This window comes from Nitrospiria bacterium, from assembly GCA_035498035.1.
GTDB lineage: Bacteria > Nitrospirota > Nitrospiria > JACQBZ01 > JACQBZ01 > JACQBZ01.
Genome location: DATKAN010000025.1, coordinates 87,464 through 111,436, shown reverse-complemented (window position 1 = coordinate 111,436; position 23,973 = coordinate 87,464). Strand labels below are relative to the sequence as shown.

The window sequence follows — 23,973 nt, the reverse complement described above, 5'->3', positions numbered from 1 at the left end:
GGAGGCCCGTGGGTAAAGAGGGATCATTCTTCAACCTTTACAATCATGCGTTCGTGCGCGTGGCGGTGGCCATCCCCGAGGTCCGGGTGGCCGATCCCGCCTATAACGCCCGACAGACGATCGCGCTCATGGAGCGGGCCGTGGAGCGGAGCGTCCTTCACGTCCTGTTTCCGGAGCTGGGGTTGTCCGCCTATTCCTGCGAGGATTTGTTCCATCAAAAGGCCCTCCTCGACCGCTGCACCGAGGCGCTCGGCGAGGTTCTGAACGCATCTAAAAAAATCCCGGTGATCGCCGTCGTCGGTCTGCCGCTGCAGGTCGACAGTTTGCTATTCAACTGCGCCGTGGTGCTGTATCGCGGAGGGCTGCTCGGAGTGGTCCCGAAGACCTACCTTCCCAATTACCGCGAGTTCTATGAATTACGCCAGTTCGTTCCGGCCGACTGCGCCCTCCGTCACACAATCGACCTTCTGGGTCAACATGATATTCCTTTTGGCAACCGGCTTTTGTTTCGAATCGAGGACCAACCCGCCTATACTTTTTACGTTGAGATCTGCGAGGATTTATGGGTTCCCGTCCCGCCCTCTTCGATGGCCGCGCTGGCCGGCGCCACGATCCTTTTCAATCTTTCCGCCTCCAACATCACCGTGGGAAAAGAAGACTACCGGCGTCAACTGGTCGGCAACCAGTCCGCCCGGTGCCTCGCGGCCTACGTCTATTCGGCCGCCGGATTTGGCGAGTCCACGACCGACCTCGCCTGGGACGGTCACGGGATGATCTACGAGAACGGGACTCCCGTGGCGGAGACCCCGCGATTCACCTACGGCCCTCAATTTATTACGGGGGACCTTGATCTGGAGCGCCTCGCTCAGGATCGCATGCGACAGAATAGTTTCGCGCAGGCGGTCCGTCGTCACCGGGAAGATCTCGGGGACTTTCGTCTCGTTCGCGTGGCCGCAAAGCTTCCCGACACGGCGCGCCTGCTGTTGGATCGCCGGTATGATCGATATCCTTACGTCCCCAGCGACCCGCAACGACGGGATGAACGGTGCCGTGAAGTCTACGAAATCCAAGTGCAGGGCTTGGTCAAGCGTCTGCAGGCGGCCAAAGTGGATAAAGTGGTCATCGGGGTTTCCGGGGGGCTGGATTCCACCCAGGCCCTCTTGGTTTGTGCGAAGGCGATGGACGTGATGGGACAATCCCGCGAAAACATTCTGGCCTATACACTCCCCGGGTTTGCCACCGGCCCCCGCACGCGCGACCAGGCCGGGCGATTGATGAAGGCGGTGGGTTGCACGGCCCACGAAATCGATATCCGTCCGGGCTGCGAGCAGATGCTCAAGGACATCGGCCATCCCTATGCCGATGGCCAGCCCGTGTACGACACCACGTTTGAGAATGTCCAGGCGGGCGAGCGGACGAGTCTTCTGTTTCGCGTGGCCAACAAAGAAGGGGCCATCGTCGTGGGGACGAGCGACTTGAGCGAGCTCGCACTGGGCTGGTGTACGTACGGCGTGGGCGACCAGATGGCTCACTACGATCTGAATGCGAGCGTGCCGAAAACGCTCATCCAGTACCTGGTTCGCTGGGTCGCCGAGAGCCGGGCGCTCGGTCCCGATCTGCGTCCGGTGCTCGAAGAGATTCTCTCGACCGAAATCAGCCCCGAACTCGTACCCGGCGTCTCCAGAGAGCAGCCCGGTCAGCGCTCGGAAGAGATCGTGGGTCCATTTGCCTTACAGGATTTCCATCTCTATTACACCCTCCGCTTCGGATACTCGCCTCCGACGATCGCCTTTCTCGCCTACTGCGCCTGGCATGACAAGGCGGAGGGCCAATGGCCGGATATTCCGGAAGACCAGCGCCGTGAATTTTCCATCGGAGAGATCAAGCGGTGGTTGGGGGTTTTTCTCAAACGATTCTTTCAGACCAGCCAGTTCAAGCGAAGCGCGTTGCCGAACGCCCCGAAAGTCGGGTCGGGGGGATCGCTCTCGCCCCGCGGGGACTATCGGGCGCCGAGTGACAGCGAGGCCGACGCCTGGCTGGCACAGCTCGAGGCCGTCCCGAACGAAGAAACGGATTAAGGGAGAGGAGATGAATGAAAATGACGCACAAAAAAATCGTCATGGAACACGATAAGAAAATCGCGCTGGTCGCTCACGACAACAAGAAGCGCGATCTGGTCGAATGGGCCAAATACAACCAAACGCTCCTGGCGCATCACAAGATCTATGCGACCGGGACGACCGGGGGAATCCTGGAGCAGGAACTCGGTTTCAAAATCAACAAGCTTCAGAGCGGGCCCTTGGGCGGCGATCAGCAGATCGGCGCCAAGATCGCCGACCGGGAGATCGATTTCCTCATTTTCTTCTGGGACCCGCTCGAACCGCAGCCGCACGACCCGGACGTCAAGGCGCTCCTGCGCATGGCGGTGGTCTGGAACATTCCCGTCGCCTGCAATCGCTCCACCGCCGATTTCATGATCTCCTCTCCCCTGATGGACAGCAATTATGATCGTCTTGTGCCGGATTATGACACGTACCGAACCCGAAAGATCGAAGAGGAGAAATCATCGTAGCCATGCGATGAGGGATCGTCCGATTGCGGGAAAAATTTGAGGCCATTTTTCCACCCCTACGGTCTCTTCTCATTTCAAAAATCGGAATATTGATTTTCAATAGATTTTGGCCAATCTTAATATAATTCTACTTTACCTCTTGAAGCATCTCTGACAGGGTTTTTTAACAGCATATGAGGTTCATTCAGGAGGGTCAAAAAGGACTTGATCAAGAATTACCAAACGATCCTGACGCCGCGGGTTTTTATCCCTTGGGGTGTTTCGAGCGTAATATTATGGTGGCAACCCACGACGAATGGCATGTTGGGGATGGTGACCGATACCATAACCGGGACATCATTCGGATGGCAATCTGTTCCCCCGGGAGGATTCTGACTCTCGGGTTTGAGTTTCACAAAAACCTCCGTATTGTCGTCTTGGAACTTCACCTCTCCCACTACCGTATCGCAGGTATTCGGAAGAGACATGGCCTCCAAGATTCTAATCGAATCGCCTAGGCTCCAAATCCGAGACTCGACGGGTCCATTATCGGCGGGAAGGGTTTCGATCGTGAATTCAGGTTTAGGCGGCTGCTTGGCTCTAAGGTCCTGGCTAAAAGCCAAAATAAGGAGGATGACCACCAAGGCAGAAAGAGTTCGCATCGGCTTGGGCATGATTTTATAATCACCTTTTGTCCGGATGGGCCGGTGACATCAACGCAAACGCGCTAAAAATTCCGGCTGCCAATAGAGCCTTTTTCGTTATTCCAAGTCTCCTTTTTATTGCGGGCCACCGCGGCTCACCGGATCGTTCAGGGGATCGACAATAAAAATCAATATGGTTTAAATATACCTCGCTCGCTTTCTCTGTCAAGGCCGGTTCGTGCGGTTCATTGACTCTCGCCGTCGTTTGTGTTAAAAATAGCGCATTCGGACAATCTCAGGTTACTCAAGTCTCCGTTCACCTGGTAGGGATAGGTCGATGTGTCTGCCTTGCGCGGCCGCGGGCCACCACCCCTACGAAAGGTGAACGGAGAATGAATAAGGATTATGCGTCATGGGCGGGCACTCGCACTGGTCCACAATCAAACGGAAAAAGGGCGCCGAGGACGCGAAGCGGGGGAAGGTCTTTACCAAGATCATCCGCGAGATCACGACCGCGGCCCGCGTCGGAGGCGGCGACCCGAACGGCAACCCGCGTCTTCGACTGGCGATCGTGAAGGCCAAGGACGTCAACATGCCGGCCGACAACATTAAGAAGGCGATCCAGCGGGGCACGGGTGAGCTGCCGGGCGTGCATTACGAGGAGGCGGTCTATGAGGGATACGGACCGGGCGGGGTCGCGATGCTGATCGAGACCACCTCGGACAATAAAAACCGGTCGGTTTCCGAAATCCGCAACCTGTTGGAGAAAAACGGCGGCCGGATGGGCGAGGCCGGCAGCGTGGCCTGGATGTTTCATCGCAAGGGCCGGATCATCGTGGATAAATCCAAGTCGGACGAGGAGAAGCTGATGAACCTCGTTCTGGAGGCCGGGGCGGAGGATCTCCGAACGGAGGACGACAGCTTCGAGGTGATCACCTCGCCGCACGATTTTGAAAAGGTACGAAAAGTCCTAGAGGACCAGAGGATCGAGATGATCTCGGCCGAGGTGGCCTCCGTTCCCCAAAATTATGTGAGTCTCCAGGGAAAAGACGCCGAGCAGATGCTCAAGCTGATGGAAGTGCTCGAGGATCACGACGATGTTCAGAACGTCCATGCGAATTTTGATATTCCCCAGGACGTGATGGAAAAGGTGGCCGCGAAATAACAAGGATGAAGCCTGCATGCGCGTGATCGGAGTTGATCCGGGAACCGTGACGACGGGCTACGGGGTGGTGGATGAAGAGGACCGTCGGCTTTCGTACGTCGCCTCCGGTTCGATCACAACCGTCGCACGACAATCGCTCCCGAAACGGCTCAAGAAGATTTATGATGAACTGGTGGCCCTGATTCGGACCCAGAATCCGACGGCCGTCGTGGTCGAGAACACCTTCGTTTCCAAAAATTATCAAAGCGCGTTGAAACTGGGCCAGGCCCACGGCGTCGCCCTCCTGGCGGCCGAGACCTGCGGGCTTCCCGTTTATGAGTGCATGCCGACCGAGGTGAAGCTGGCCGTGGTGGGGTACGGGGCGGCCCGAAAGGACCAGGTCGAGAGCATGGTCGGCCGCCTGCTGAACCTCAAGACCCCGCCCGATTCCCACCATGCGGCGGATGCGCTGGCGGTAGCGATCTGCTATCTGCACTCGGCCAAGATCCGGGCTTTGACAAACCGGCCCGCGGCCGACCGCGGCTTACCGGCGCGCCGGTCTTTCCCGTTATGATCGCCTCGCTGACCGGAATCTTGGTACAGAAGACGCCCCAGTCGGTCATTGTGGACGTCCACGGGGTCGGTTATGAGGTGGTGACGCCGTTGACGACCTTCTATCGGCTGCCGTCCGAGAACGAAACGGTCCGCTTCTGGACCCACACCCACGTGCGGGAGGACGCCCTTCAGCTCTACGGGTTTTCTAGCCGCGAGGAAAAAAACGTCTTTCTCCTCCTCCTGGGGGTCTCCGGAATCGGGCCGAAATTGGCGATCAATATCCTTTCCGGTCTTCCCCTCGCCGAGCTGATCGCGGCCGTCAAGAGAGGGGACGTCGCCCAACTGAGTTCGATCCCGGGAATCGGTCCGAAAACGGCGGCGCGTTTGGCGCTGGAGCTGAAGGAAAAGATGGTGGGCGTTGAGGTCGCGGATTCGACGAAGGCCGGCCCGCCCGAAGGGAAGGATAGGCAGGAAATCGAGGACGCCGTGTCGGCGCTGGTCAATTTGGGATATAAATCCCCCCTGGCCAAGGACGCGGTCAAGAAGGTGCTGGGGACCGGAAACGGCGGTCCCGCCCGAGCGATGGGGATCGAGGATCTGATCAAGGAATCCTTGAAAGTATTATCGAGGACCTAAATGCCCGAACGGATCCTGACCACCCAGATGAACGAGGAGGAGAAAACCTACGAGGCCTCGCTCCGTCCGACCTCGCTCTCCGAATACATCGGCCAGACGAAGCTCAAAGAGAACCTGACGATTTATATCCAGGCGGCCCGCGACCGGGGCGATGTCCTGGATCACGTGATTTTCTACGGACCGCCCGGTCTGGGCAAGACGACGCTGGCCCATATCATCGCGCGGGAGCTGGGCGTCAACATCAAGGCCACCTCCGGACCGGCGTTGGAGCATCCGGGCGATCTGGCCGCTATTTTGAGCAATCTCTCGGAGCGGGACGTCTTTTTCATCGACGAAATCCACCGGCTCCACCCGGCCGTGGAGGAGATTCTCTATCCGGCCATGGAAGATTTTGAGCTCGACCTCGTGATCGGGCAGGGACCCTCGGCTCGAAGCGTGAAGCTGGCCCTGCCCCGGTTCACGCTGATCGGGGCCACGACGCGCGCGGGCCTTCTCACCTCCCCGTTGCGGGAGCGGTTCGGCGTGATCAACCGGCTCGATTTCTACCAGCTCTCCGAGCTGGAGGAGATCGTGAACCGTTCGGCGCGGATTTTGGGAATCGAGGCCGACGCCGCCGGGTCCAAGGAAGTCGCGCGCCGAGCCCGGGGGACGCCGCGGATCGCCAACCGGCTGCTCAAGCGCGTCCGCGATTTCGCCCAGGTCAAGGCGGACGGACGGATCACCTTGGACGTGGCCCGCGAGGCCCTCGGGCGGATGGAGATCGACGAGCAGGGGTTCGATTTCATGGACCGGAAACTGCTGCTCACGATCATCGAAAAATTTTCCGGCGGACCGGTGGGCGTCGAAACGCTGGCCGCCGCCGTGAGCGAGGAAAAGGACACGATAGAGGACGTCTACGAGCCCTTCCTGATCCAGGGCGGGTATGTCGACCGTACCCCGCGCGGCCGCCAGGCCACGCCCCTGGCCTATCTTCACTTCGGCAAGGCGGTTCCCCTCAGCGCCCAGAAACCCGAGCAGCCCAAGTTGCTCTGAACGATCCTCTCGACCTTCAAGGAATTCAAGAGCCTCATTGACAGAGGCGATCCCCCACAATTAAAATAAAATCATTTTCATGGAGGGGAGGCAAGATGGCCGATTTTGATCCGAATCAATTTGTCGAAGGGCAACGCCAGGACTGGAACCGGGTTTCGTCCGCATGGGAAAAATGGGATGCCTGGTTTGATGTCGGATTTGAATCCTGCAACCGGCATCTGGTGGATCGGGCTCGACTGGGGCCAGGCCATCATGTCCTGGATCTGGGAAGCGGAACCGGATACCCTGGCATTCCGGCGGCTCAACGGGTGGGTCCGAAGGGACACGTCACCGGCATCGATCTGGCGGAGGAGATGCTTGAGGTTGCGCGACGGAAGGCCGAAAAGCTGGGGCTAAAACAGATAACCTTTCGACAATCGGACGTCGCATCGCTGTCTTTTGAAGCGGGCCGTTTCGATGCAGTCACTTCGCGATTCTGTCTGATGTTTCTCCCGCGTCTGGACAAAACCCTTCGAGAAGTGCACCGTGTGCTGAAGCCGGGAGGAGCCGTCGCGGCGGCCGTTTGGGCCGCACGGGAAAAAAATCCCTATATCACAATTCCGATGGGCGTTCTCAGGGAATATATCGAGATACCGCCGGTGGATCCCGCCGTTCCGGGCATCTTTTATCTGGAGCGGCCGGGTGATCTGCTCGGGCGGATGAAGGCCGCCGGTTTTACGGAGCTGCGAGAAGAAGAGATCCCGATCGAAGGCGTATTCTCCTCGGGACGGGAATATCTGGACTGTCTGAAGGAAATGGCCGCACCGCTTCAGGGGCTGTTCGAAAAGGTCCCGCGGGAGAAACGCACCGAGGTCGAAGAGAAGATGGTTCAGGGGGCGGAGCGCTTCCGTCGCGGTGGAGAGGTCCGAATCCCCGGCGTGGCCCTTGCGGTCTCAGGAATTAAATCGTTATAGATAGGTCCATCGGCTGAAGGTCGCGGCCTGGCCTCGGCAGCGATCCTGCCCGTCTACCAGGTTCCAGACGACGGCCTTTTCCACCCGGAAGCGGCGGCCCGTTTTTGAAATTCGTACCCCTTGGTAACCCTCCATAAAACCCTTCCTCGAGACCTCGTCCAGAAGCCTTGCCCGTTCCGCCTGCTCCATCGGCTCGGCGGTCGAGCGCGAGGGCATCTTTGTGAATTCCTCCCACGACAGTTCCCAAAGAGTTAGCGCCGTCCGATTGCCGTAATTCAGAACGGGATCCTCTTCCGTTCCATGCGAGATGACGACAAACGGCGCATCGAAAAGACTTTGCGCGAGCGCGTCCGGAGATTTCTGAGGAGGAAGAAGGTCCGATCCAATCCAGCGACGGTAACTGGAAAGGATTACGACGGCCTGACGGACCACGGCCTCGGAGAGCTCCCTGCGCTGCCCTCGGGCGCTTCCCCGCCCGGGCCGTTCGAGTTTTGAGTAAAGCATCGCAAGACCCCAGTGGTAACCGCCTAAAAAACCTACGCCTTTTTGGGCAGGGATGTCAAGTGTCGACCGCAACCGCCCCTCCGTCTTGACACCCCGGTAATCTCGGATACACTTCTATTGATTAATACTTCCGTCATTTCCTTCAGGAGGGACCATGGCACAGACGACAGAGACAACGAACATGACAAAGCTGATCGGATGGTTTAACGAGCAGTCGGACAGTACTTTGAAAAAACTCGCGAGCGCCCGGATCATTCTCAAGACGGGGTATACGGTCCCCTCTCTGCTCGAGAAGAACTCGACCGATCCGAAACTATTTGAACAGGTAAAAGCCATCATCGAAGAAATGACGGGGTTAAAAAGCCCTTTCTAAAATCCATCCTGGGAGGACAATAGAAAATGAAAACGCTTACGACACAACCGATCGTATTTCACCGGGAGATCAATCAGGCGGTCCTTGGTGGGGAACCGCTGGTGTTCCACTGTCATCACTATAATTGTACTTTACAGAGGACCCTTTTGGATCCTGCCGATATCCAGATGAAGCCGGTTCTGGTCGACGCGGCTGCGGAGGTGGTGTTTGGCCAGCTTCAAAAGATGGTGAAAAAAGGGGAGCCGGCCACTCAGAGGCTTTCGGAATTCGCGGATATTTTCAGAGTGCTGGGGTTCGGAGTCTTGGAATTAAATCAAATCACCGAAAAAGGTGGAAAGATCATAGCCCCCTTTTCACATTACGGTTTTGGTTTTTTGACGAAATGGGGCCGGCAGGAATCTCCCGCGTGCTACTTCAACTGCGGATTTATCGAGGCTGCGGCCGCTGCAGCCTTTGACAAGCCTTTGGGTACCTACCGGTGTATCGAAAAGGAATGCATCGCCCAGGGGGCGAATGCCTGCCGTTTCGATTTGACGGTCGACTCCAAAAGGAGGGTCATCCCAACGTCGGTCGGAACGGGAGTTTGCGATGCCAAGGTCGCGCCCCGGAAATCGACCAACCAAGTCGATGAAGAGGGGATCATCACGGCGGTTTCCGGAATGGAATTGGTCGGAAACGAAGAAGGGTACATTCCCGCTTTCGGCGTTTATCTCACACGACACTTCGCCAATTACTATAACCGGATCTCCTACGAATTTGAAATGCGGACCCGGAAGGTTCGGGGGAACGAGATCGACCCGGTGATCCTGCCTCTTCTGGTGGAGGCGGGGCATATTTGCGCCTTTAACACGCTTGGGGGAATCATGAAGTCGCCGGAGTGGTATCAACTCATTTATCCGTCGCTGAAGTCCCGGGAAGACTGGATGCACGGGATTTTTGCGGTCATGAACGCCCTGGGATGGGGGGTCTGGAGGGTCGCGGAGCTGATCCCCAACGAGCGCCTGGTCGCACGGGTGTTCAACTCGTACGAGTCGAACGGTTATTTGGCCATGAAATACCCTAAAAGCGATCATGGAATCTGCTACCTGGCCACGGGTGCAACGGCCGGGTTGGCCAATCTGCTTTACACCGGAGATATCACTCTCAAACCCGAGTTAAATGAGGCCTATTACAAAAAGCTCTTCCGCAACCTGAAGACCTTTACCGCCAAGGAGGTCAAGTGCCGCGGAAAAGGAGATCCCTTCTGTGAAATCGTTGCCGAAAGATAATAGCGAGGTCGAATCTCTTGAAACTTCCGCGCCGCCGGTCTCGAGCTCCTTAAGGTTCGAGACGGCGGCGCTGGAGGTCCGAAAAGACTGTTACAAGAACCCACGGGTCATTCACGTCACACTCAAAAACAGCGTTGTGAATCCGGGAATGGTCGATTATTTCCGGAGGTTAGGAAAAATTGTAAAGGCCATTCCAAGCTATCCCGTGGTCGACATCCCCGGGTATTTCAAGATGGGTTTCTGCATGAACACCCCTGAAATTTATATCTGGGTCCGTCAGAAGCCCTCCTCTGATTTCGAAGCTTTCCTCATGACCCATCTCCGATCCTCCCTTCAAGAGCCCGCGGGTCCGAAACCACAAGAGTAGCTTCAAGCCGCTCCCGAAGCGTCCTCAATAAACCGCTTGCAAAGAATGCCAAAATCGTTTAGGATGATAGGTCTTCAATTCTAAAGGCAAAATCGTTATGTTCATTGCCGTGAATACTAAGATTTGACATGAACACGAAAGACGAGAATGCGCAAGAAAGATAGGACGGACCATAAAGGCATCGCACAACTGCGCCGGCTGATCGATGCGCTGGATGAGCAGATTCTCACCCTTCTGAATAAGCGGGCCAAGATCGTCATGCAGATCGGCCAGCTCAAGAAAGTCAATTTGTCCGATCTTCATGCCCCCGCGCGCGAGATGGAAATTTACGAACGGCTTTCGCGTTTGAACAAGGGCCCGTTTCCGAAGGAGGCCCTCCGCGCCGTCTATCGCGAGATCATCTCGGCCTCCCTGTCCCTTGAAGGCCCGCTCAAAGTCGCCTATCTCGGCCCGAAGGCGACCTTCACCCATCTCGCCAGCCAGCGACAGTTCGGCTTCTCGGCCTCGTATGTTCCGGTGAACAGTATCAAGGATGTCTTCAGCGAGGTGGAACGGGGCAGGGCCGATTACGGCGTCGTCCCCATCGAGAACTCGACCGAGGGGGTGGTGAATCACACGCTGGATATGTTCGTCGACTCGCCGTTGAAGATCGTGGGCGAGGTGATGCAGGAGGTGTCCCTCCATCTGATGAACAAGAGCGGCCAGATGGAGGATGTGAAGCATATCTATTCCCATCCACAGCCCTTCGCCCAATGCCGGGTATGGCTGGAAAATCACCTGCCCCATATCCCCACGACGGAGGTCTACAGCACCGCCCGGGCGGCCGAGCTCTGCAACGAAAACGCCTCCGCCGCGGCGATCGCCTCGGAGCTGGCGGCCCAGCTCTACGGTCTCCAGATCATTCAACGGCGGATCGAGGACAACATCAACAACTTTACGCGTTTTCTGGTGGTCTCGTCCAAGGGCCTCGGCCGGACCGGCCGCGACAAGACCTCGATCATGTTCACCATCCGGGACCGGGTCGGCGCGCTGCACGATATGCTACAGCCTTTCTCGCAGCACGGGATCAATCTGACCAAAATCGAATCCCGCCCGTCGAGAAAAAAGGCCTGGGAATATATTTTTTTTGTGGATCTCGAAGGACACCAGGACGACGAGCGGGTGAGACGGGCGCTGGAGCAGCTCAACGAGCAGTGTCTTTTCTTAAAAGTATTGGGGTCTTATCCTGCGGCCAAAGAAAAAGGGAATGAATAAAAATAACAAAGCCCAGCTCGCAAAGCGAGCGAGAGGGGGAGGCTCCAGAGGCTTTGCCGATGGAGGGGGCGACGTGAGCCCCTAAAAAATGATTGAAATCGGAAAACATATCGAAGGGATCGAGCCCTACAAGCCGGGCAAGCCGCTGGAGGAACTGGAACGCGAACTCGGAATCAAGGCTGCGATCAAGCTGGCCTCGAATGAAAACCCGCTCGGCCCGTCCAAGAAGGCCCTGGCGGTTTTGAAACGAGGATCCGCCGTTCTTCACCGTTATCCGGAAGGAAGCGGGCGGCGACTGCGGGAGGCGATCGCCCAGAAACACAAGCTCAAGCCCGGGCAAGTGATCCTCGGGAACGGCTCGGACGAGATCATGGATCTGGCGGCCAAGACTTTTTTGGAGCCGGGGGATGAAGCGATTCTCGGTGATCTGACATTCGCGATCTATCACATCAGCGTGACGGCCCATCACGGGATCAGTGTGCGGGTTCCGCTCCGGGACGGCACCTACGACCTGGAGGCGATGGCGCGCCGCTTGACGCCCCTCACCCGCCTGGTCTTCATCTGCAACCCGAACAACCCGACCGGGACCATGGTCAGCCGGCGGGGGTTGGATCGCTTGTTGAACCACCTTCCCCCGAATGTGCTTGTGATCATGGACGAGGCCTATGCCGAGTATGCCGACGACCCGGAATTTCCGAACACGGTCGAGGACGTGAGACGGGGCGCGCCGGTCCTGGTTCTCCGCACCTTCTCCAAGATGTACGGCCTGGCCGGTTTGCGGATCGGGTACGGTCTTTCGACGCCGGAGGTGATCGGGGCTATGAATCGCGTCCGGCTTCCGTTCAATACCAACAGCCTGGCCCAGTCGGCGGCCCTGGCGGCTTTATCGGACGAGACCCACGTCGCTCGAAGCCTTCGGGTCAACCGCGAGGGGAGGCGTTATCTCTCCGAATCGTTCAAGGCCCTTGATCTGAGATATTTGCCGAGTCAGGCCAACTTTGTCTATGTCGATACCGGCCGGGACGGCGGGACCGTGTATGAAAGGCTCCTGAGAAAAGGCGTGATCGTTCGCCATATCCAAGGGTCGTGGTTGCGGGTTTCGATCGGCCGGCCCGGGGAAAACCGGCGCTTTGTAAAAGCGCTTATGGAAGTCTTGAAAAGGAAGTAAACAGCCAGCGAGGATCGGGCCTGGCCCATCCGATTAAATTACTTTCCCGGCGAACAACGCGAGCGGGAGGGGGAAGACTTCGGCGAGCTCAGTCGAGCCGCTTTATCCGGCTCGGCCGGCCTGCACTCGGCAGTTTGCAGCCGATGTGTGGAGGGGGCGAAGCGGGCCCCCAACAAATAGAAAGGGTGCTGCATGATTATTGTCTTGAAACCGGACGTCACCGAAAAAGAAATCAACCATATCATCGATAAACTGAAAGAGTACGGACTCAAGCCCCACGTCTCCCGAGGCGAGGAGCGCGTGATCATCGGGGCGATCGGAGATGAGCGCCAGTTGGCCAGTCAGCCGCTGTCCATCTTCCCGGGCGTCGAGAAGGTGATGCCGATCCTGTCCCCTTACAAGCTGGTCAGCCGCGAATTTAAAAAAACCGATTCCATAGTGGAGGTGGCGAAGGGCGTCAAGATCGGCGGTAAAAAGGTTCATGTGATGGCCGGGCCCTGCGCCGTCGAAAAGCAGGATCTGCTGGTCCATATCGCCCAGGCGGTGAAGGAGGCCGGGGCGACGATCCTCCGCGGCGGCGCCTTCAAGCCGCGGACCTCCCCGTACAGCTTTCAGGGACTCGAGGAAAAAGGGCTGGAGTTTCTCGTGGAGGCCAAGAAAAAGACCGGGCTGCCGATCGTTACGGAGGTAGTGGACCCCCGCGACGTGGCGCTGGTGGCCGAGCATGCCGACATCCTCCAGATCGGCGCGCGAAACATGCAGAACTTCCGGCTGCTGACGGAGGTGGGGGCCTACGACAAGCCGGTCCTTTTGAAGCGGGGCCTATCGGCCACGATCAAGGAGTTCCTGCTCTCGGCCGAGTACGTCATGGCGCGGGGGAATCATAAGGTGATCCTATGCGAACGGGGAATACGGACGTTTGAGACCGCCACCCGAAACACGCTCGACCTGTCGGCCGTCCCGGTCATCAAGGGCATGAGCCACCTGCCGATCATCGTGGACCCCAGCCATGCGACCGGCCGCTGGGAGCTGGTCGTTCCCCTCGCGCGGGCCGCGGTGGCGGCCGGCGCGGACGGCATCATGGTGGAGGTCCATCAAAACCCGGAAGAGGCCCTCTGCGACGGCGAGGAGTCGATCAAGCCGAACAAGTTCAAGACCATGATGAGCGAGATCCGGAAGATTGCCGATGCGATTGGCCGCGAAGTCTAGGAAGGGCACGGCACGTCGTGCCCCCGCGATCCAGGCTCAAAAACGCCTGTTCCGAAAGATCGTCATCGTTGGGGTCGGTTTGATCGGCGGGTCCCTCGGGATGGCCGCCCGCAAAAAACGACTGGCGGATACGATCATCGGCGTGGGACCCCGCGCCGACGAGCTGAGACGGGCGGTCGCGCGGAAGGCGGTCGACCGCTACGAAGCGGATTTCCGGAATATTGAAAAGGCGGTTCATAGAGCGGATCTGGTGATCCTGGCCGCTCCGGTGGGACAACTGAAGGCCGTGTCCCGCGAGTTGGCCCCCTGCCTCTCGGAAGGGACCGTCGTCACGGATGTGGGAAGCGTCAAAGGCTACCTGGTCCGTCATCTGGAAGAGTTGTTTTCCAGCGGTCCGTCGAATCGGACCTCCTTCGTGGGGGGGCATCCGATCGCCGGTCGTGAGCGATCCGGGATCGAGGCGGCCTCGGCGAACCTGTTCACGGGGGCCCTTTGCATCCTGACGCCGACCGACCGAACCTCTCCCGAGGCCTTCAAAAAAGTTCAACGGTTCTGGGAGGCGATCGGGGTCAGGACCGTTTCGATGGATCCCGACACGCACGATCGGATCCTGGCCGTTGTGAGCCATCTGCCGCATCTGATCGCATACGCACTCGTCAACACCGCGCTCGAGCTTCAGTCCAAGAGCGGCGATCTTCTGTCCTATTCGGCGGGCGGGTTCCGGGATTTCACCCGGGTGGCCTCCAGTTCCCCCGAGATGTGGCGGGACATCTGCATGGCCAACCGGGAAAATCTTTTGGCCGTCATCGAGGCCTACGAGAAAACCCTGGACCGGTTCAAGCGGCTCCTGGTGGAAGGCCACGCGGAAGGACTGCAGCGCGAATTCGAACGGGCCCGAACGGCCAAGGAAAAATTAAATTGAAATGAAATCGATCGCGGTCAGGAAAAGCCGGGGGATTCATGGGACGATCACGGTGCCCGGGGATAAATCGATCACCCACCGGGCGATCATCCTGGGTTCCCTCGCTCGCGGGACGACGGTGGTCAAGGGCTACCTGCCTTCCGACGACTGTCTGCATACCGCTTCGGCCTTCCGTTCGATGGGTGTTTCCATCCAGGAAGGCCGAACGGCCAGCGGCCCCTTGCGGATCGAGGGGAAAGGGCTTCGCGGCCTATCCGAACCGTCGGGGGTGTTGGATTTGGGAAATTCCGGCACGGGGCTGAGGCTTTTGGCCGGCGTCCTGGCCGGCCAGGATTTTTTTTCGGTCCTGACCGGGGACGAATCGTTGCGGCGTCGACCCATGCGGCGGGTGGTCGATCCGCTCCGGCGGATGGGGGCCGAAATCGACGGTCGCGAAGGCGGGAACATGGCGCCCTTGGCCGTCCGTGGAAGGCGCCTGCAGGGCATCGCTTATGCGTTGCCGGTGGCCAGCGCGCAGGTCAAGTCCGCGCTGCTTCTGGCCGGATTGCTGGCCGAGGGCCGAACCGTCCTGGCCGAACCCCTGCCCTCTCGCGACCATACCGAGCGGATGTTCCGCGGGCTCGGGATTTCCGTCGAGGTCGAGGGCCTGGAGATTTCGCTGAAACCGCCGTCCGAATTCTCGGGCCGTGAAATCGAGGTTCCGGGGGATTTCTCTTCCGCCGCTTTTTTTATCGTGGCGGCCACGATCGTGAAGGATTCGGAGCTCATGATCCGCCATGTGGGCGTCAACCCGACCCGCACGGGTCTTTTGGAACTGCTCTCGGAAATGGGAGCCGAGATCCGTCTCGAGAACCTTCGCGAGGTCAATCATGAACCCGTCGCGGATCTGGCGGTGCGTTCGCGTCCGCTCAAGGGGATTTCGATTCGGCCCGAAAGCGTGCCGAAGACGATCGATGAATTCCCGATCCTGTGCGTCGCCGCGGCCGTGGCGGAGGGCGAGACCGTCGTGCAGGGGGCGGAGGAGCTTCGGGTGAAGGAATCGGACCGGATCCGGACCATCGCCCGCGAGCTTTCCAAACTGGGGGTCGACCTGAAGGAACGGCCGGATGGGCTGGTGATCCGCGGGGGCCGAAAGCTATCGGGGGCCCGGTGTCGGAGCGAGGACGATCACCGCATCGCGATGGCCCTGGCCATCGCCGGTCTGGTCGCCGAGGGCGAGACCGTGGTGGAAGGGGCCGAATGGATCGAGACCTCCTTTCCCGGTTTCCCGTCCCTCCTGAAATCCGTGACGGGATGACGGGGAGGCGGATGGCGGCCCGCGCGACAACCCCCCTAATCATTGCGATCGACGGTCCGGCCGGCTCGGGCAAGAGCAGCGCCGCCCGATTACTGGCAAAGACGCTGGGTTACCTTTATCTGGACACGGGCGCCCTCTACCGGGCGGTGGGATGGAAGGCGTTGAAGGAAGGGGTGAGCGTTCAGGACGAAGAGGCCCTCGAATCGTTATGCTCCCGGCTGGAATTGACGGTCCGGCCCGACGGCGAAGGGATGAGGGTTTATCTGGACGGACGCGACATCACGGGCGAGATCCGAACCCCGGACGTGAGCCGGGCCGCCGCAGCCGTGGCGGTCGTGGCGGCGGTTCGCCGTCGCTTGCTGGGTATCCAGCGTCGGATGGGGAGCGAAGTTGGCGCGCGCGGCGGGATTGTGGTGGAGGGGCGCGATATCGGAACGGTGGTGTTTCCGGAAGCGACGGTGAAATTCTTCTTGAACGCTTCTCCGGAGGTCCGCGTGAAGCGCCGGTATGAGGAACTCCGTCAGCAGGGAATGACGGTCGATCTGACCCAAACCCGGCAGGAGATCGACACTCGGGATCTGAAAGACTCCAGCCGGGAGCTCGCGCCGCTCAAGGTGGCGGAAGACGCGATCCGTATCGACTCGACCGGCCAGACACTGGAAGACGTGGTTTCGACGATGGCGGAGGCGATACAGCAGAAAACGGGCTTGCCCGTGAGGATCTCCCGCGGTCCGGTGGACCGGTGAGATGCTGTACGCGGTCTCCCATGCGATCGTGAAAACCATGGGCCGGCTCCTGTTGCGACTGCGTGTGGTCGGCGCGGAGCACGTCCCCCAGACCGGACCGGTCCTGTTCGCGCCGAATCATGTCAGCTATCTGGATATCCCGCTTCTCGGCGCCATGATCGACCGTCCGCTTCATTTCATGGGGAAGTCCAGCCTGTTTCGCGGCCGCTTCGTTGGAAGGCTGTATCGGAAACTGAACGGTTTCCCGATCGAAAAGGGGCATCGCTCCCGCATCGGACTGATGGAAGCCGTTCGACGGCTTAAGCAGGGCCATTGCGTGGTGATGTATCCGGAGGGCGGCCGGAGTATCGGTGGACGCCTCCAGAAACCGATGCCGGGGATCGGGATGATCGTGGCCAAGAGCGGTGCGAAGGTGATTCCGGTCTATGTGGCCGGAACCGACAAGGCGCTCCCCGTGGGCGCCTGGATGGTTCGACTCCATCCGGTGACGGTGTTCATCGGTGAACCGATTGATTTCACGGAGCAAATCCGGAAGGGGGACGGAAAGGAACTTTATCTTCAGATCAGCCGGACCGTGATGGAGCAGATCGTGAAATTGGAGGCTCAGGCCATGGGTGAACCGATACCGAAAATCGATTCCGTGCCGGATGCGACCGTGAAGGGTGAAAATAATTAAAATAGTGACAAATCATGAAGAAGTATAGTACAATGCGCTTTCAGTTTTTGTTAGGAAATTAATTACAATCCAATCGAACGGAAAGGGGATGAAGACAGCATGACGTTTTCGGAAGAAGCACCGACCACCAAGACCGCAGGGGCGCCGAACGAAGAGCTCCCGATGAATATGCACGCCCTCTATGAGGAATCGTTTAAAAATTTAAAGGAAGGAGGGGTCGTCGAGGGGACGGTGGTGGCCGTTCAACAGGCCGGCGTGGTGGTGGATATCGGCTACAAATCCGAAGGGCTGATCCCCGCCGGTGAATTCAGCTCGGCCGAGATCGCGGCCCTGAAGGTCGGGGAACGGATCCAGGTTTATCTGGAAGAGCGCGAGGACAACGAGGGGAACCTCATCCTTTCCAAGGAGAAGGCGGCCAAGATGAAGGTTTGGGAAGTCTTGGAGAAGTCCTTCGAGAAAGGAGAGGTCGTCGATGGCAAGATGGTCTCAAAAGTCAAGGGCGGGATGATGGTGGACATCGGGGTCAAGGCCTTTCTGCCGGGCTCGCAGATCGACCTGCATCCGGTGCGCGACCTGGACGCCCTGGTCGGCAAAACCTTTCCGATGAAGATTATCAAGATGAACCACCGCCGGGGAAACATCGTCGTCTCCCGTCGCGTGCTGTTGGAGGAGTCGCGGGACAAGAAACGCCGCGCCGCCATGGCGACGCTGGAGGACGGGCAGCTCATCGATGGAATGGTCAAGAACATTACGGAGTACGGGGCCTTCATCGATCTGGGCGGGATCGACGGTCTGCTCCACATCACGGATATGTCCTGGGGGCGGGTGAACCATCCTTCCGAGATCCTGTCGGTGGGCGACCGGATCGGCGTGGTCGTCCTGAAATATGACAAAGAAACCGGCCGCGTTTCCCTCGGACTCAAGCAATAGACGCCCGATCCCTGGGGACGGGTGGAGGAGAAATACCCCGTCGGGACCCGGCTCAAAGGGAAAATCGTGAGCATCACGGATTACGGCGCCTTCGTGGAGCTCGAGGCCGGCATCGAGGGCCTGGTTCATATCTCGGAGATGTCCTGGAGCCACGAGGTTCGCCATCCCTCCAAACTGGTTTCGGTCGGAGATCATGTGGAGGTGGTCGTCCTGATGGTGGACCGCGAGAATCGCAAGATCTCGCTGGGCATGAAGCAGGTGACGCCGAATCCGTGGAGCGCGGTCGAAGGCAAATATCCGGTCGGGAGCCGGATCACCGGCAAGATCAAGGGGCTGACCGACTTCGGGGCGTTTGTGGGACTGGAAGAAGGGATCGACGGTCTGATCCATATTTCGGACATGTCTTGGACCAAGCGCCTGACCCATCCCTCCGAGTTGTTTAAGAAAGGCCAGGCGGTCGAGGCGGTGGTTCTCAAAGTGGACAAGGAAAAGGAACGCCTCTCCCTCGGCTACAAGCAGCTTCAATCCGATCCGTGGGAAACCGGGATCGCCGAGAAATACCGGGTCGGCGACGTGGTGAAGTGCCGGGTCGTCAAGGTGACGGATTTCGGCGTCTTCGTCGAATTGGAGGACGGGGTGGAAGGGCTGATCCATGTCAGTGAAACGGGCATCGAGCCGTCCTCCCGGATCGGGGATGCCATGCAGGTAAACGATGTCATTCGCGCCCAGATCATCAAGATGGACATTCCGGAACGCAAGATCGCCTTGAGCGTCAAGGCCTACAAGAGCGAGCAGGAACGCGCCCAGAAAAAAGATAAGAAATAAGACGGGGCTGGAAAATGAAAAAGCATCCGCTGATGGTCGGCCTGATCCTGTTGGCCGTCCTGGCCGCCCTCTTCTTTATCATGACCTATTCCGCCGCCGTCATGCAGGCCGGCGGCGGCCTCCTCGGGGACCGGATCGCCCTGATCAAAATCGAAGGCGTCATCCTCGATTCCTCCGACACGATTGAAGAACTCCATCGCTACGATCAAAATTCCGGAATCAAGGCCATCATCCTCCGGATCGACAGTCCCGGGGGCGGGGTCGTTCCCTCCCAGGAAATCTACGAAGAAGTGAAAAAAATCCGCGAGGAGGGTCAAAAGAAAGTGGTGGTCTCGATGGGGACGGTGGCCGCCTCCGGCGGTTATTACATCGCCAGCGCCTCCAACCGGATCGTGGCCAGTCCGGGTACGCTGACCGGGAGCATCGGCGTGATCATGGAGCTGGCCAACGTGGAGGGCTTGTTCAAGAAGATCGGCGTTGAGAGCGTCGTGATCAAGAGCGGCCGGAACAAGGACATCGGCTCTCCCTTCCGCAAGATGCAGCCGGAGGAGCGGGCGATCCTGCAAAGTTTGATGGACGATGTCCACGACCAGTTCATCCAAGCGGTGGCCGAAGGGAGGGGGCTGGAGGAGGATCGGGTTCGCCGGATGGCCGACGGGCGCGTCTTCACCGGACGGGAGGCCAAGCAGCTCGGGCTGGTGGACGACATCGGCGATCTTCAGGACACGATCCGGCTTACGGCCGATCTGGTCGGAATCAAAGGGGAGCCCCGGATTGTGGAATCCCGAAAACGAACCTCGTTATTGGATCTGTTCCGGGACCAGTTCCTGGGCCGCTTGCCCAGCATGCAACTGCCCCAAACCGGCGTATCGTTGAAATACCTGATGGCGTTTTAATGGATCCTTGTCCAATTCCACTCACGAGGAGAGGAGAAATGACCAAAGCCCAGTTGATCGAAACGATGTCCCAGAAAGTGACCCACCTCACGAAACGTCAGACCGAGATGATCGTCAACACGATCTTCAACAGCATCCGGCAGTCGCTGGCCAACGGGGATAAAATCGAGATCCGCGGTTTCGGGAGCTTCAAACTCCGACAGCGGCGCATGCGGGAAGGGCGAAATCCCAAGACCGGCACGCAGGTCCACGTCCCGGCCAAGCGGGTGCCGTTCTTCAAGGCCGGAAAAGAATTAAAAGAGATCGTGAACAGTTAATCAAACCGGCAGGGAAGGGCGAGCGCTTTTTCAAGCCGACGGAGGTATTCCCGACGGGGAATCTCGACCGCGCCGAAGCGTTTTAGGTGCGGCGTCGTGAACTGGACATCGAATAACGCATAGCCCCGCTCCTTCAAGCGCCCGACCAGGAACGCGAGGGAGACTTTCGAGGCGTCGCGCACGATCGTGAACATCGATTCCCCCATGAACGCCCCGCCCAGACTCACGCCGTAAATTCCCCCCGCCAGTTTCCCTTCATAATAGGCCTCGATCGAATGGGCCTTTCCTAAGCGGTGCAAGGCCGAGTAGGCCGCCACGATCTCGTCGCTGATCCAGGTCTCCTCTCGATTCGCACAGCTTCGCATAACGCGTTCAAAATCGCGATCGACCGTGATCTCAAACTTTTTGCTTCGGATCGTCCGGGCCAGTCGGCGAGAAATATGAAACCGGTCCAGATCGATGATCGTACGCGGATCGGGGGAGTACCAGCGGATCCGCCCGCCCTCATCCGCCATCGGAAAGATGCCTTGGCGGTAGGCTTCTTCAAGCAGTTCGGGCGGAATGGTTTTCGACATCCCTTATGCCGCCTTCAGCGCGGCGATCAGATCGAGAATCGCCTTCTTCCCATCGGCAAAGTACATCAGGGTGTTGTCGGCGGCGAACAGGGGATTGGGAATCCCGGCGAAACCGGGGCTCAGGCTGCGTTTGATCACGACCACGGTCCGCGCCTTGTCCACGTTCAGGATCGGCATGCCGGCGATCGGGCTCGACGGATCGGTCCGCGCGACCGGGTTGACCACGTCATTGGCGCCGATCACCAGGGCGACGTCGGTCTGCTCGAACGCGGGATTGATCTCGTCCATCTCCTTGAGCTTGTCGTAGGGGATGTCGGCCTCGGCCAGCAGCACGTTCATATGGCCCGGCATCCGTCCCGCGACCGGATGGATCGCGAACGCCACCTCCGCGCCGCGACTCTCCAGCAGGTTGGCGAGGTCACGGACGGCATGCTGGGCCTGGGAGACGGCCATCCCGTATCCCGGAACGATCACCACGCGACGGGCGGTGTCCAGCAACATGGCGATCTCCTCGGCCGTGGCCGCCTTCACCTTGCCGCCGTAAACCTGGTCGGCCGTCGGACCCGCCGCCGGCGCGATTCCCACTCCGCCGAAAAGAACGTTGGTGAGCGAGCGGTTCATCGCCTTGCACATTAATATCGACAGCACGAAACCGGAGGCCCCGTCCAGCGTGCCGGCGATGATGAGAATGGCGTTCGAGATGACAAAGCCGGTGGCCGCGGCCGCCAGTCCGGCGTAGGAATTCAGCAGAGAGATCACCACCGGCATGTCCGCCGCGCCGATCGGAAGGACCAGGAGGATTCCGAACACGAGGGCCAGACCCACCAAGAGATAGAACAGGGGCGTGGCGGCCGGGACCGCGATGAGGAAGAACCAGAGCGCCGCCAGGAGGCCGAACAGCGCGACGTTCGATATATTTTGACCCCTGAAAGAGATCTGCGCGACGATCAGTTCCTGAAGCTTCGCAAAGGCCATCAGGCTCCCGGTGACCGTCAGGGCCCCCATCATCACTTCAAAACCGATCGCGGTCATCTTGATCGAGCCGAGTTCCGATCCGTGACGGTAATACTCGGAGATACCGACGAGGGTCACGGCCAAGGCCCCGAAGGCATGGGACAGTGCGGTTCGCTGCGGCATGGCGGTCATCGGCGTCCAGAGCGCGATTCCGATCCCGATTACGGAACCGATCGCCATTCCGGCGACGATCCACCGGAAGCTGATGATTTCGTGATGGAAGAGCGTTCCCACGATCGCCAGGGCCATGCCGAGCTCGGCCAGGAACATCCCGCGACGGGCGGTCCTCGCGGAATTCAGATCCTTTAGCCCCAGGATGAAGAGGACCGAAGCGACCAGATAGGCCCATTGGATGAAGCCGCCTTCGGTCATGGCCGTTTTTTATCCTTCTTGAACATCTTCAGCATCCGGTCGGTGATGAGAAATCCTCCCACGACATTGGTCATGGCCGAGACCACGGCGACGAATCCCAGGACGGTGCTCACGGCGCCGTAATCGCCCCCCGCCGTGACCAGCGCGCCCACCACCGAGATCGCCGAGATGGCGTTGGTGGCGGACATGAGCGGCGTGTGAAGCAGCGGAGGGACCCGCGATATCACTAAATAGCCCACAAAAGCGGCCAGCATGAAGATCGTGAGCAATGCGATCGAAATATCCATCAGGTATCCTTTCTATTATTAGGGGCTTGCGTCGCCCCCTCCATCCGCCTAAGGCAGAATGGAACCTCCCCCTCTCGCTCGCGTTGCTCGCTGGGTAACTATCCCCGAGGCGATGCGGCCGTCGGTCCCAATAGTTCCCGGATTCGCGGGTGCACGATCGTTCCGTCCCGGGCCACCAGAGTCTCGGAAACGATGGCATCCTGGGGATCGGGGCGAAGCTTTCCTTCCTTTACGATGTGGGTCAGAAACGTCGAGATGTTTTTAGCGTACAACTGGCTGGCATGATAGGGAACCGTCGCGGCCAGGCGGACCGGTCCGATAATCGTCACGCGGTGGGCCGTCAGGGTCCGGCCGGGCTGCGTCAGTTCGCAATTGCCGCCGTTCTCGGCGGCCAGATCGACGATCACCGAGCCGGCGGCCATGCCGGAAACCATTTCCCCCGTGACCAGCACCGGCGCGGGTTTTCCGGGAATCGCCGCGGTGCAGAGGACGACGTCGCTTCCGGCCACGACGCGGGCCATGGTCTCGCGCTGCCGGCGGTAAAACGATTCGTCCATGACCCTGGCGTAGCCGCCCCCGGACTCCGCGCCGGAGGTGTCCAGGGGCAAATCCACGAACTTCCCTCCCACGCTCTGAACCTGCTCTTTGACGGCGGGGCGGACATCGTAGGCCTGCACAACCGCGCCCAGCCGGCGTGCGGTCGCGATCGCCTGCAGTCCCGCCACCCCCGCTCCGATCACGAAGACGCGGGCCGGATTGACGGTTCCGGCGGCCGTCATCATCATCGGAAATATTCGGGGCAGCGTCTCGGCCGCTAGAAGCACCGCTTTGTATCCGGCGATGGTCGCCATCGAACTCAAAACGTCCATGCTCTGCGCCCGGGTGGTTCGTGGAAGGAGTTCCAGAGCGAACACGACGGCGCGCCGTTCGGCCAGATCTTTTACGGCCCGGGGGGAGGAAAGCGGATCCTGCAATCCTACCAGGATCTGATCGGGGCGCACCCGGTTAAGGTCGGCCCGGCCGGCCTCCGGGTTGGCCCCGAGGCCGAGGACCTGGAGGATGATATCGGCCGAGCGGAACAGGTCGTCGCGGCTCGCGGCGATCCGCGCACCTTTTTCTTGGTAAGTCCCGTCCGAAAAACCGGCCGCCTCGCCGGCCCCGGCTTCGATCAAGACCTGGAATCCGACTTGGACGAGAACGGGAACGACAGCCGGAACGAGTGCGACACGCCGCTCGCCCGGAAAGGTTTCTTTGGGAACTCCGACGATCATCGAGGGATTACTATACCAGTGCCGTGTCGCCGGGGTCAAACACGCCCAAGACTTTAATTTTTTTTGAGTTCTTCAAACCGCCCGCTGGAGGATAGGGGGTTCCGCCCGCCTTGACAGACGATAAATCTTTGTTACACTTAATAATGTCCTGCCACCATCCACAGCGTTGTATTAAATTAGCGCGGCC

The 23,973-nt window shown here is 59.3% G+C and carries 27 protein-coding genes; 21 read left to right on the top strand and 6 right to left on the bottom strand.

Annotated elements, in window-relative coordinates; genetic code table 11:
• The first annotated feature begins 8 nt into the window (after positions 1-8).
• Positions 9-2,078: an NAD(+) synthase gene (locus VMN77_04930; GenBank protein HTN43125.1), complete on the top strand. Its 2,070-nt coding sequence runs from the start codon at positions 9-11 to the stop codon at positions 2,076-2,078.
• A 20-nt stretch (positions 2,079-2,098) separates the two neighbouring features.
• Complete coding sequence (locus VMN77_04925) at positions 2,099-2,572, top strand: methylglyoxal synthase (protein HTN43124.1); 474 nt, start codon at positions 2,099-2,101, stop codon at positions 2,570-2,572.
• Between the two features lie 215 nt (positions 2,573-2,787).
• On the opposite strand, the gene VMN77_04920 is transcribed toward VMN77_04925, so the two are convergent.
• Positions 2,788-3,225 carry a hypothetical protein gene (locus VMN77_04920; protein HTN43123.1) on the bottom strand — a complete coding sequence of 146 codons (438 nt, stop codon included), beginning with the start codon at positions 3,223-3,225 and terminating at the stop codon, positions 2,788-2,790.
• 382 nt (positions 3,226-3,607) lie between these two features.
• On the opposite strand from VMN77_04920, the gene VMN77_04915 reads away from it, so the two are divergent.
• From VMN77_04915 to VMN77_04895, 5 genes are all read left to right on the top strand, one after another.
• Positions 3,608-4,360 (top strand): YebC/PmpR family DNA-binding transcriptional regulator, encoded by a 753-nt coding sequence (locus VMN77_04915; GenBank protein ID HTN43122.1) that lies wholly within the window; start codon positions 3,608-3,610, stop codon positions 4,358-4,360.
• 16 nt (positions 4,361-4,376) lie between these two features.
• Entirely contained in the window at positions 4,377-4,913 is a 537-nt protein-coding gene (ruvC, locus tag VMN77_04910) for a crossover junction endodeoxyribonuclease RuvC (protein HTN43121.1), read from the top strand.
• On the top strand, positions 4,910-5,530 hold the full coding sequence (gene ruvA / locus VMN77_04905) for a Holliday junction branch migration protein RuvA (GenBank protein HTN43120.1): 621 nt from the start codon (positions 4,910-4,912) through the stop codon (positions 5,528-5,530). Before ruvC ends, ruvA begins: the two co-directional genes overlap by 4 nt.
• Complete coding sequence (gene ruvB / locus VMN77_04900) at positions 5,531-6,562, top strand: Holliday junction branch migration DNA helicase RuvB (GenBank protein ID HTN43119.1); 1,032 nt, start codon at positions 5,531-5,533, stop codon at positions 6,560-6,562.
• Between the two features lie 95 nt (positions 6,563-6,657).
• Complete coding sequence (locus VMN77_04895) at positions 6,658-7,515, top strand: methyltransferase domain-containing protein (GenBank protein HTN43118.1); 858 nt, start codon at positions 6,658-6,660, stop codon at positions 7,513-7,515.
• On the opposite strand, the gene VMN77_04890 is transcribed toward VMN77_04895, so the two are convergent.
• The gene (locus tag VMN77_04890) at positions 7,510-8,091 is read right to left on the bottom strand and encodes an MEKHLA domain-containing protein (protein ID HTN43117.1); all 582 of its coding nucleotides are present in this window, start codon (positions 8,089-8,091) and stop codon (positions 7,510-7,512) included. The genes VMN77_04895 and VMN77_04890 overlap by 6 nt on opposite strands.
• 82 nt (positions 8,092-8,173) lie before the next feature.
• On the opposite strand from VMN77_04890, the gene VMN77_04885 reads away from it, so the two are divergent.
• From VMN77_04885 to VMN77_04820, 14 genes are all read left to right on the top strand, one after another.
• Entirely contained in the window at positions 8,174-8,392 is a 219-nt protein-coding gene (locus VMN77_04885) for a hypothetical protein (protein HTN43116.1), read from the top strand.
• A gap of 26 nt (positions 8,393-8,418) precedes the next feature.
• The gene (locus VMN77_04880) at positions 8,419-9,660 is read left to right on the top strand and encodes a 4-vinyl reductase (protein HTN43115.1); all 1,242 of its coding nucleotides are present in this window, start codon (positions 8,419-8,421) and stop codon (positions 9,658-9,660) included.
• Positions 9,638-10,027: a hypothetical protein gene (locus VMN77_04875; protein HTN43114.1), complete on the top strand. Its 390-nt coding sequence runs from the start codon at positions 9,638-9,640 to the stop codon at positions 10,025-10,027. Before VMN77_04880 ends, VMN77_04875 begins: the two co-directional genes overlap by 23 nt.
• Positions 10,028-10,174: 147 nt before the next feature.
• Positions 10,175-11,281 (top strand): prephenate dehydratase, encoded by a 1,107-nt coding sequence (gene pheA, locus VMN77_04870; GenBank protein ID HTN43113.1) that lies wholly within the window; start codon positions 10,175-10,177, stop codon positions 11,279-11,281.
• A gap of 88 nt (positions 11,282-11,369) precedes the next feature.
• Positions 11,370-12,449 (top strand): histidinol-phosphate transaminase, encoded by a 1,080-nt coding sequence (gene hisC, locus VMN77_04865; protein ID HTN43112.1) that lies wholly within the window; start codon positions 11,370-11,372, stop codon positions 12,447-12,449.
• Between the two features lie 192 nt (positions 12,450-12,641).
• Positions 12,642-13,658 (top strand): 3-deoxy-7-phosphoheptulonate synthase, encoded by a 1,017-nt coding sequence (aroF, locus tag VMN77_04860; protein ID HTN43111.1) that lies wholly within the window; start codon positions 12,642-12,644, stop codon positions 13,656-13,658.
• Positions 13,636-14,580 (top strand): prephenate dehydrogenase/arogenate dehydrogenase family protein, encoded by a 945-nt coding sequence (locus VMN77_04855; protein ID HTN43110.1) that lies wholly within the window; start codon positions 13,636-13,638, stop codon positions 14,578-14,580. Before aroF ends, VMN77_04855 begins: the two co-directional genes overlap by 23 nt.
• A gap of 1 nt (position 14,581) precedes the next feature.
• A complete protein-coding gene (gene aroA / locus VMN77_04850; GenBank protein HTN43109.1) occupies positions 14,582-15,877 on the top strand; it encodes a 3-phosphoshikimate 1-carboxyvinyltransferase in 1,296 nt (431 codons plus the stop codon).
• An 11-nt stretch (positions 15,878-15,888) separates the two neighbouring features.
• The gene (cmk, locus tag VMN77_04845) at positions 15,889-16,623 is read left to right on the top strand and encodes a (d)CMP kinase (GenBank protein HTN43108.1); all 735 of its coding nucleotides are present in this window, start codon (positions 15,889-15,891) and stop codon (positions 16,621-16,623) included.
• Between the two features lies 1 nt (position 16,624).
• The gene (locus tag VMN77_04840) at positions 16,625-17,299 is read left to right on the top strand and encodes a lysophospholipid acyltransferase family protein (GenBank protein HTN43107.1); all 675 of its coding nucleotides are present in this window, start codon (positions 16,625-16,627) and stop codon (positions 17,297-17,299) included.
• Positions 17,300-17,398: 99 nt separating this feature from the next.
• Entirely contained in the window at positions 17,399-18,229 is an 831-nt protein-coding gene (locus VMN77_04835) for a S1 RNA-binding domain-containing protein (GenBank protein ID HTN43106.1), read from the top strand.
• 21 nt (positions 18,230-18,250) lie between these two features.
• On the top strand, positions 18,251-19,054 hold the full coding sequence (locus VMN77_04830) for a S1 RNA-binding domain-containing protein (GenBank protein ID HTN43105.1): 804 nt from the start codon (positions 18,251-18,253) through the stop codon (positions 19,052-19,054).
• 14 nt (positions 19,055-19,068) lie between these two features.
• Positions 19,069-19,950, top strand: a complete 882-nt coding sequence (gene sppA, locus VMN77_04825) for a signal peptide peptidase SppA (protein HTN43104.1) — start codon at positions 19,069-19,071, stop codon at positions 19,948-19,950.
• 38 nt (positions 19,951-19,988) lie between these two features.
• On the top strand, positions 19,989-20,267 hold the full coding sequence (locus tag VMN77_04820) for an integration host factor subunit beta (protein HTN43103.1): 279 nt from the start codon (positions 19,989-19,991) through the stop codon (positions 20,265-20,267).
• Here VMN77_04820 and aat read toward each other — a convergent pair.
• From aat to VMN77_04800, 4 genes are all read right to left on the bottom strand, one after another.
• Positions 20,264-20,842, bottom strand: coding sequence for a leucyl/phenylalanyl-tRNA--protein transferase (gene aat / locus VMN77_04815; protein ID HTN43102.1), 579 nt, complete (start codon positions 20,840-20,842; stop codon positions 20,264-20,266). The genes VMN77_04820 and aat overlap by 4 nt on opposite strands.
• A gap of 3 nt (positions 20,843-20,845) precedes the next feature.
• Positions 20,846-22,228 carry an NAD(P)(+) transhydrogenase (Re/Si-specific) subunit beta gene (locus tag VMN77_04810; GenBank protein ID HTN43101.1) on the bottom strand — a complete coding sequence of 461 codons (1,383 nt, stop codon included), beginning with the start codon at positions 22,226-22,228 and terminating at the stop codon, positions 20,846-20,848.
• The gene (locus VMN77_04805; protein HTN43100.1) at positions 22,225-22,515 is read right to left on the bottom strand and encodes an NAD(P) transhydrogenase subunit alpha; all 291 of its coding nucleotides are present in this window, start codon (positions 22,513-22,515) and stop codon (positions 22,225-22,227) included. Before VMN77_04805 ends, VMN77_04810 begins: the two co-directional genes overlap by 4 nt.
• A 98-nt stretch (positions 22,516-22,613) precedes the next feature.
• Entirely contained in the window at positions 22,614-23,786 is a 1,173-nt protein-coding gene (locus VMN77_04800) for a Re/Si-specific NAD(P)(+) transhydrogenase subunit alpha (GenBank protein ID HTN43099.1), read from the bottom strand.
• Positions 23,787-23,973 lie beyond the last annotated feature (187 nt).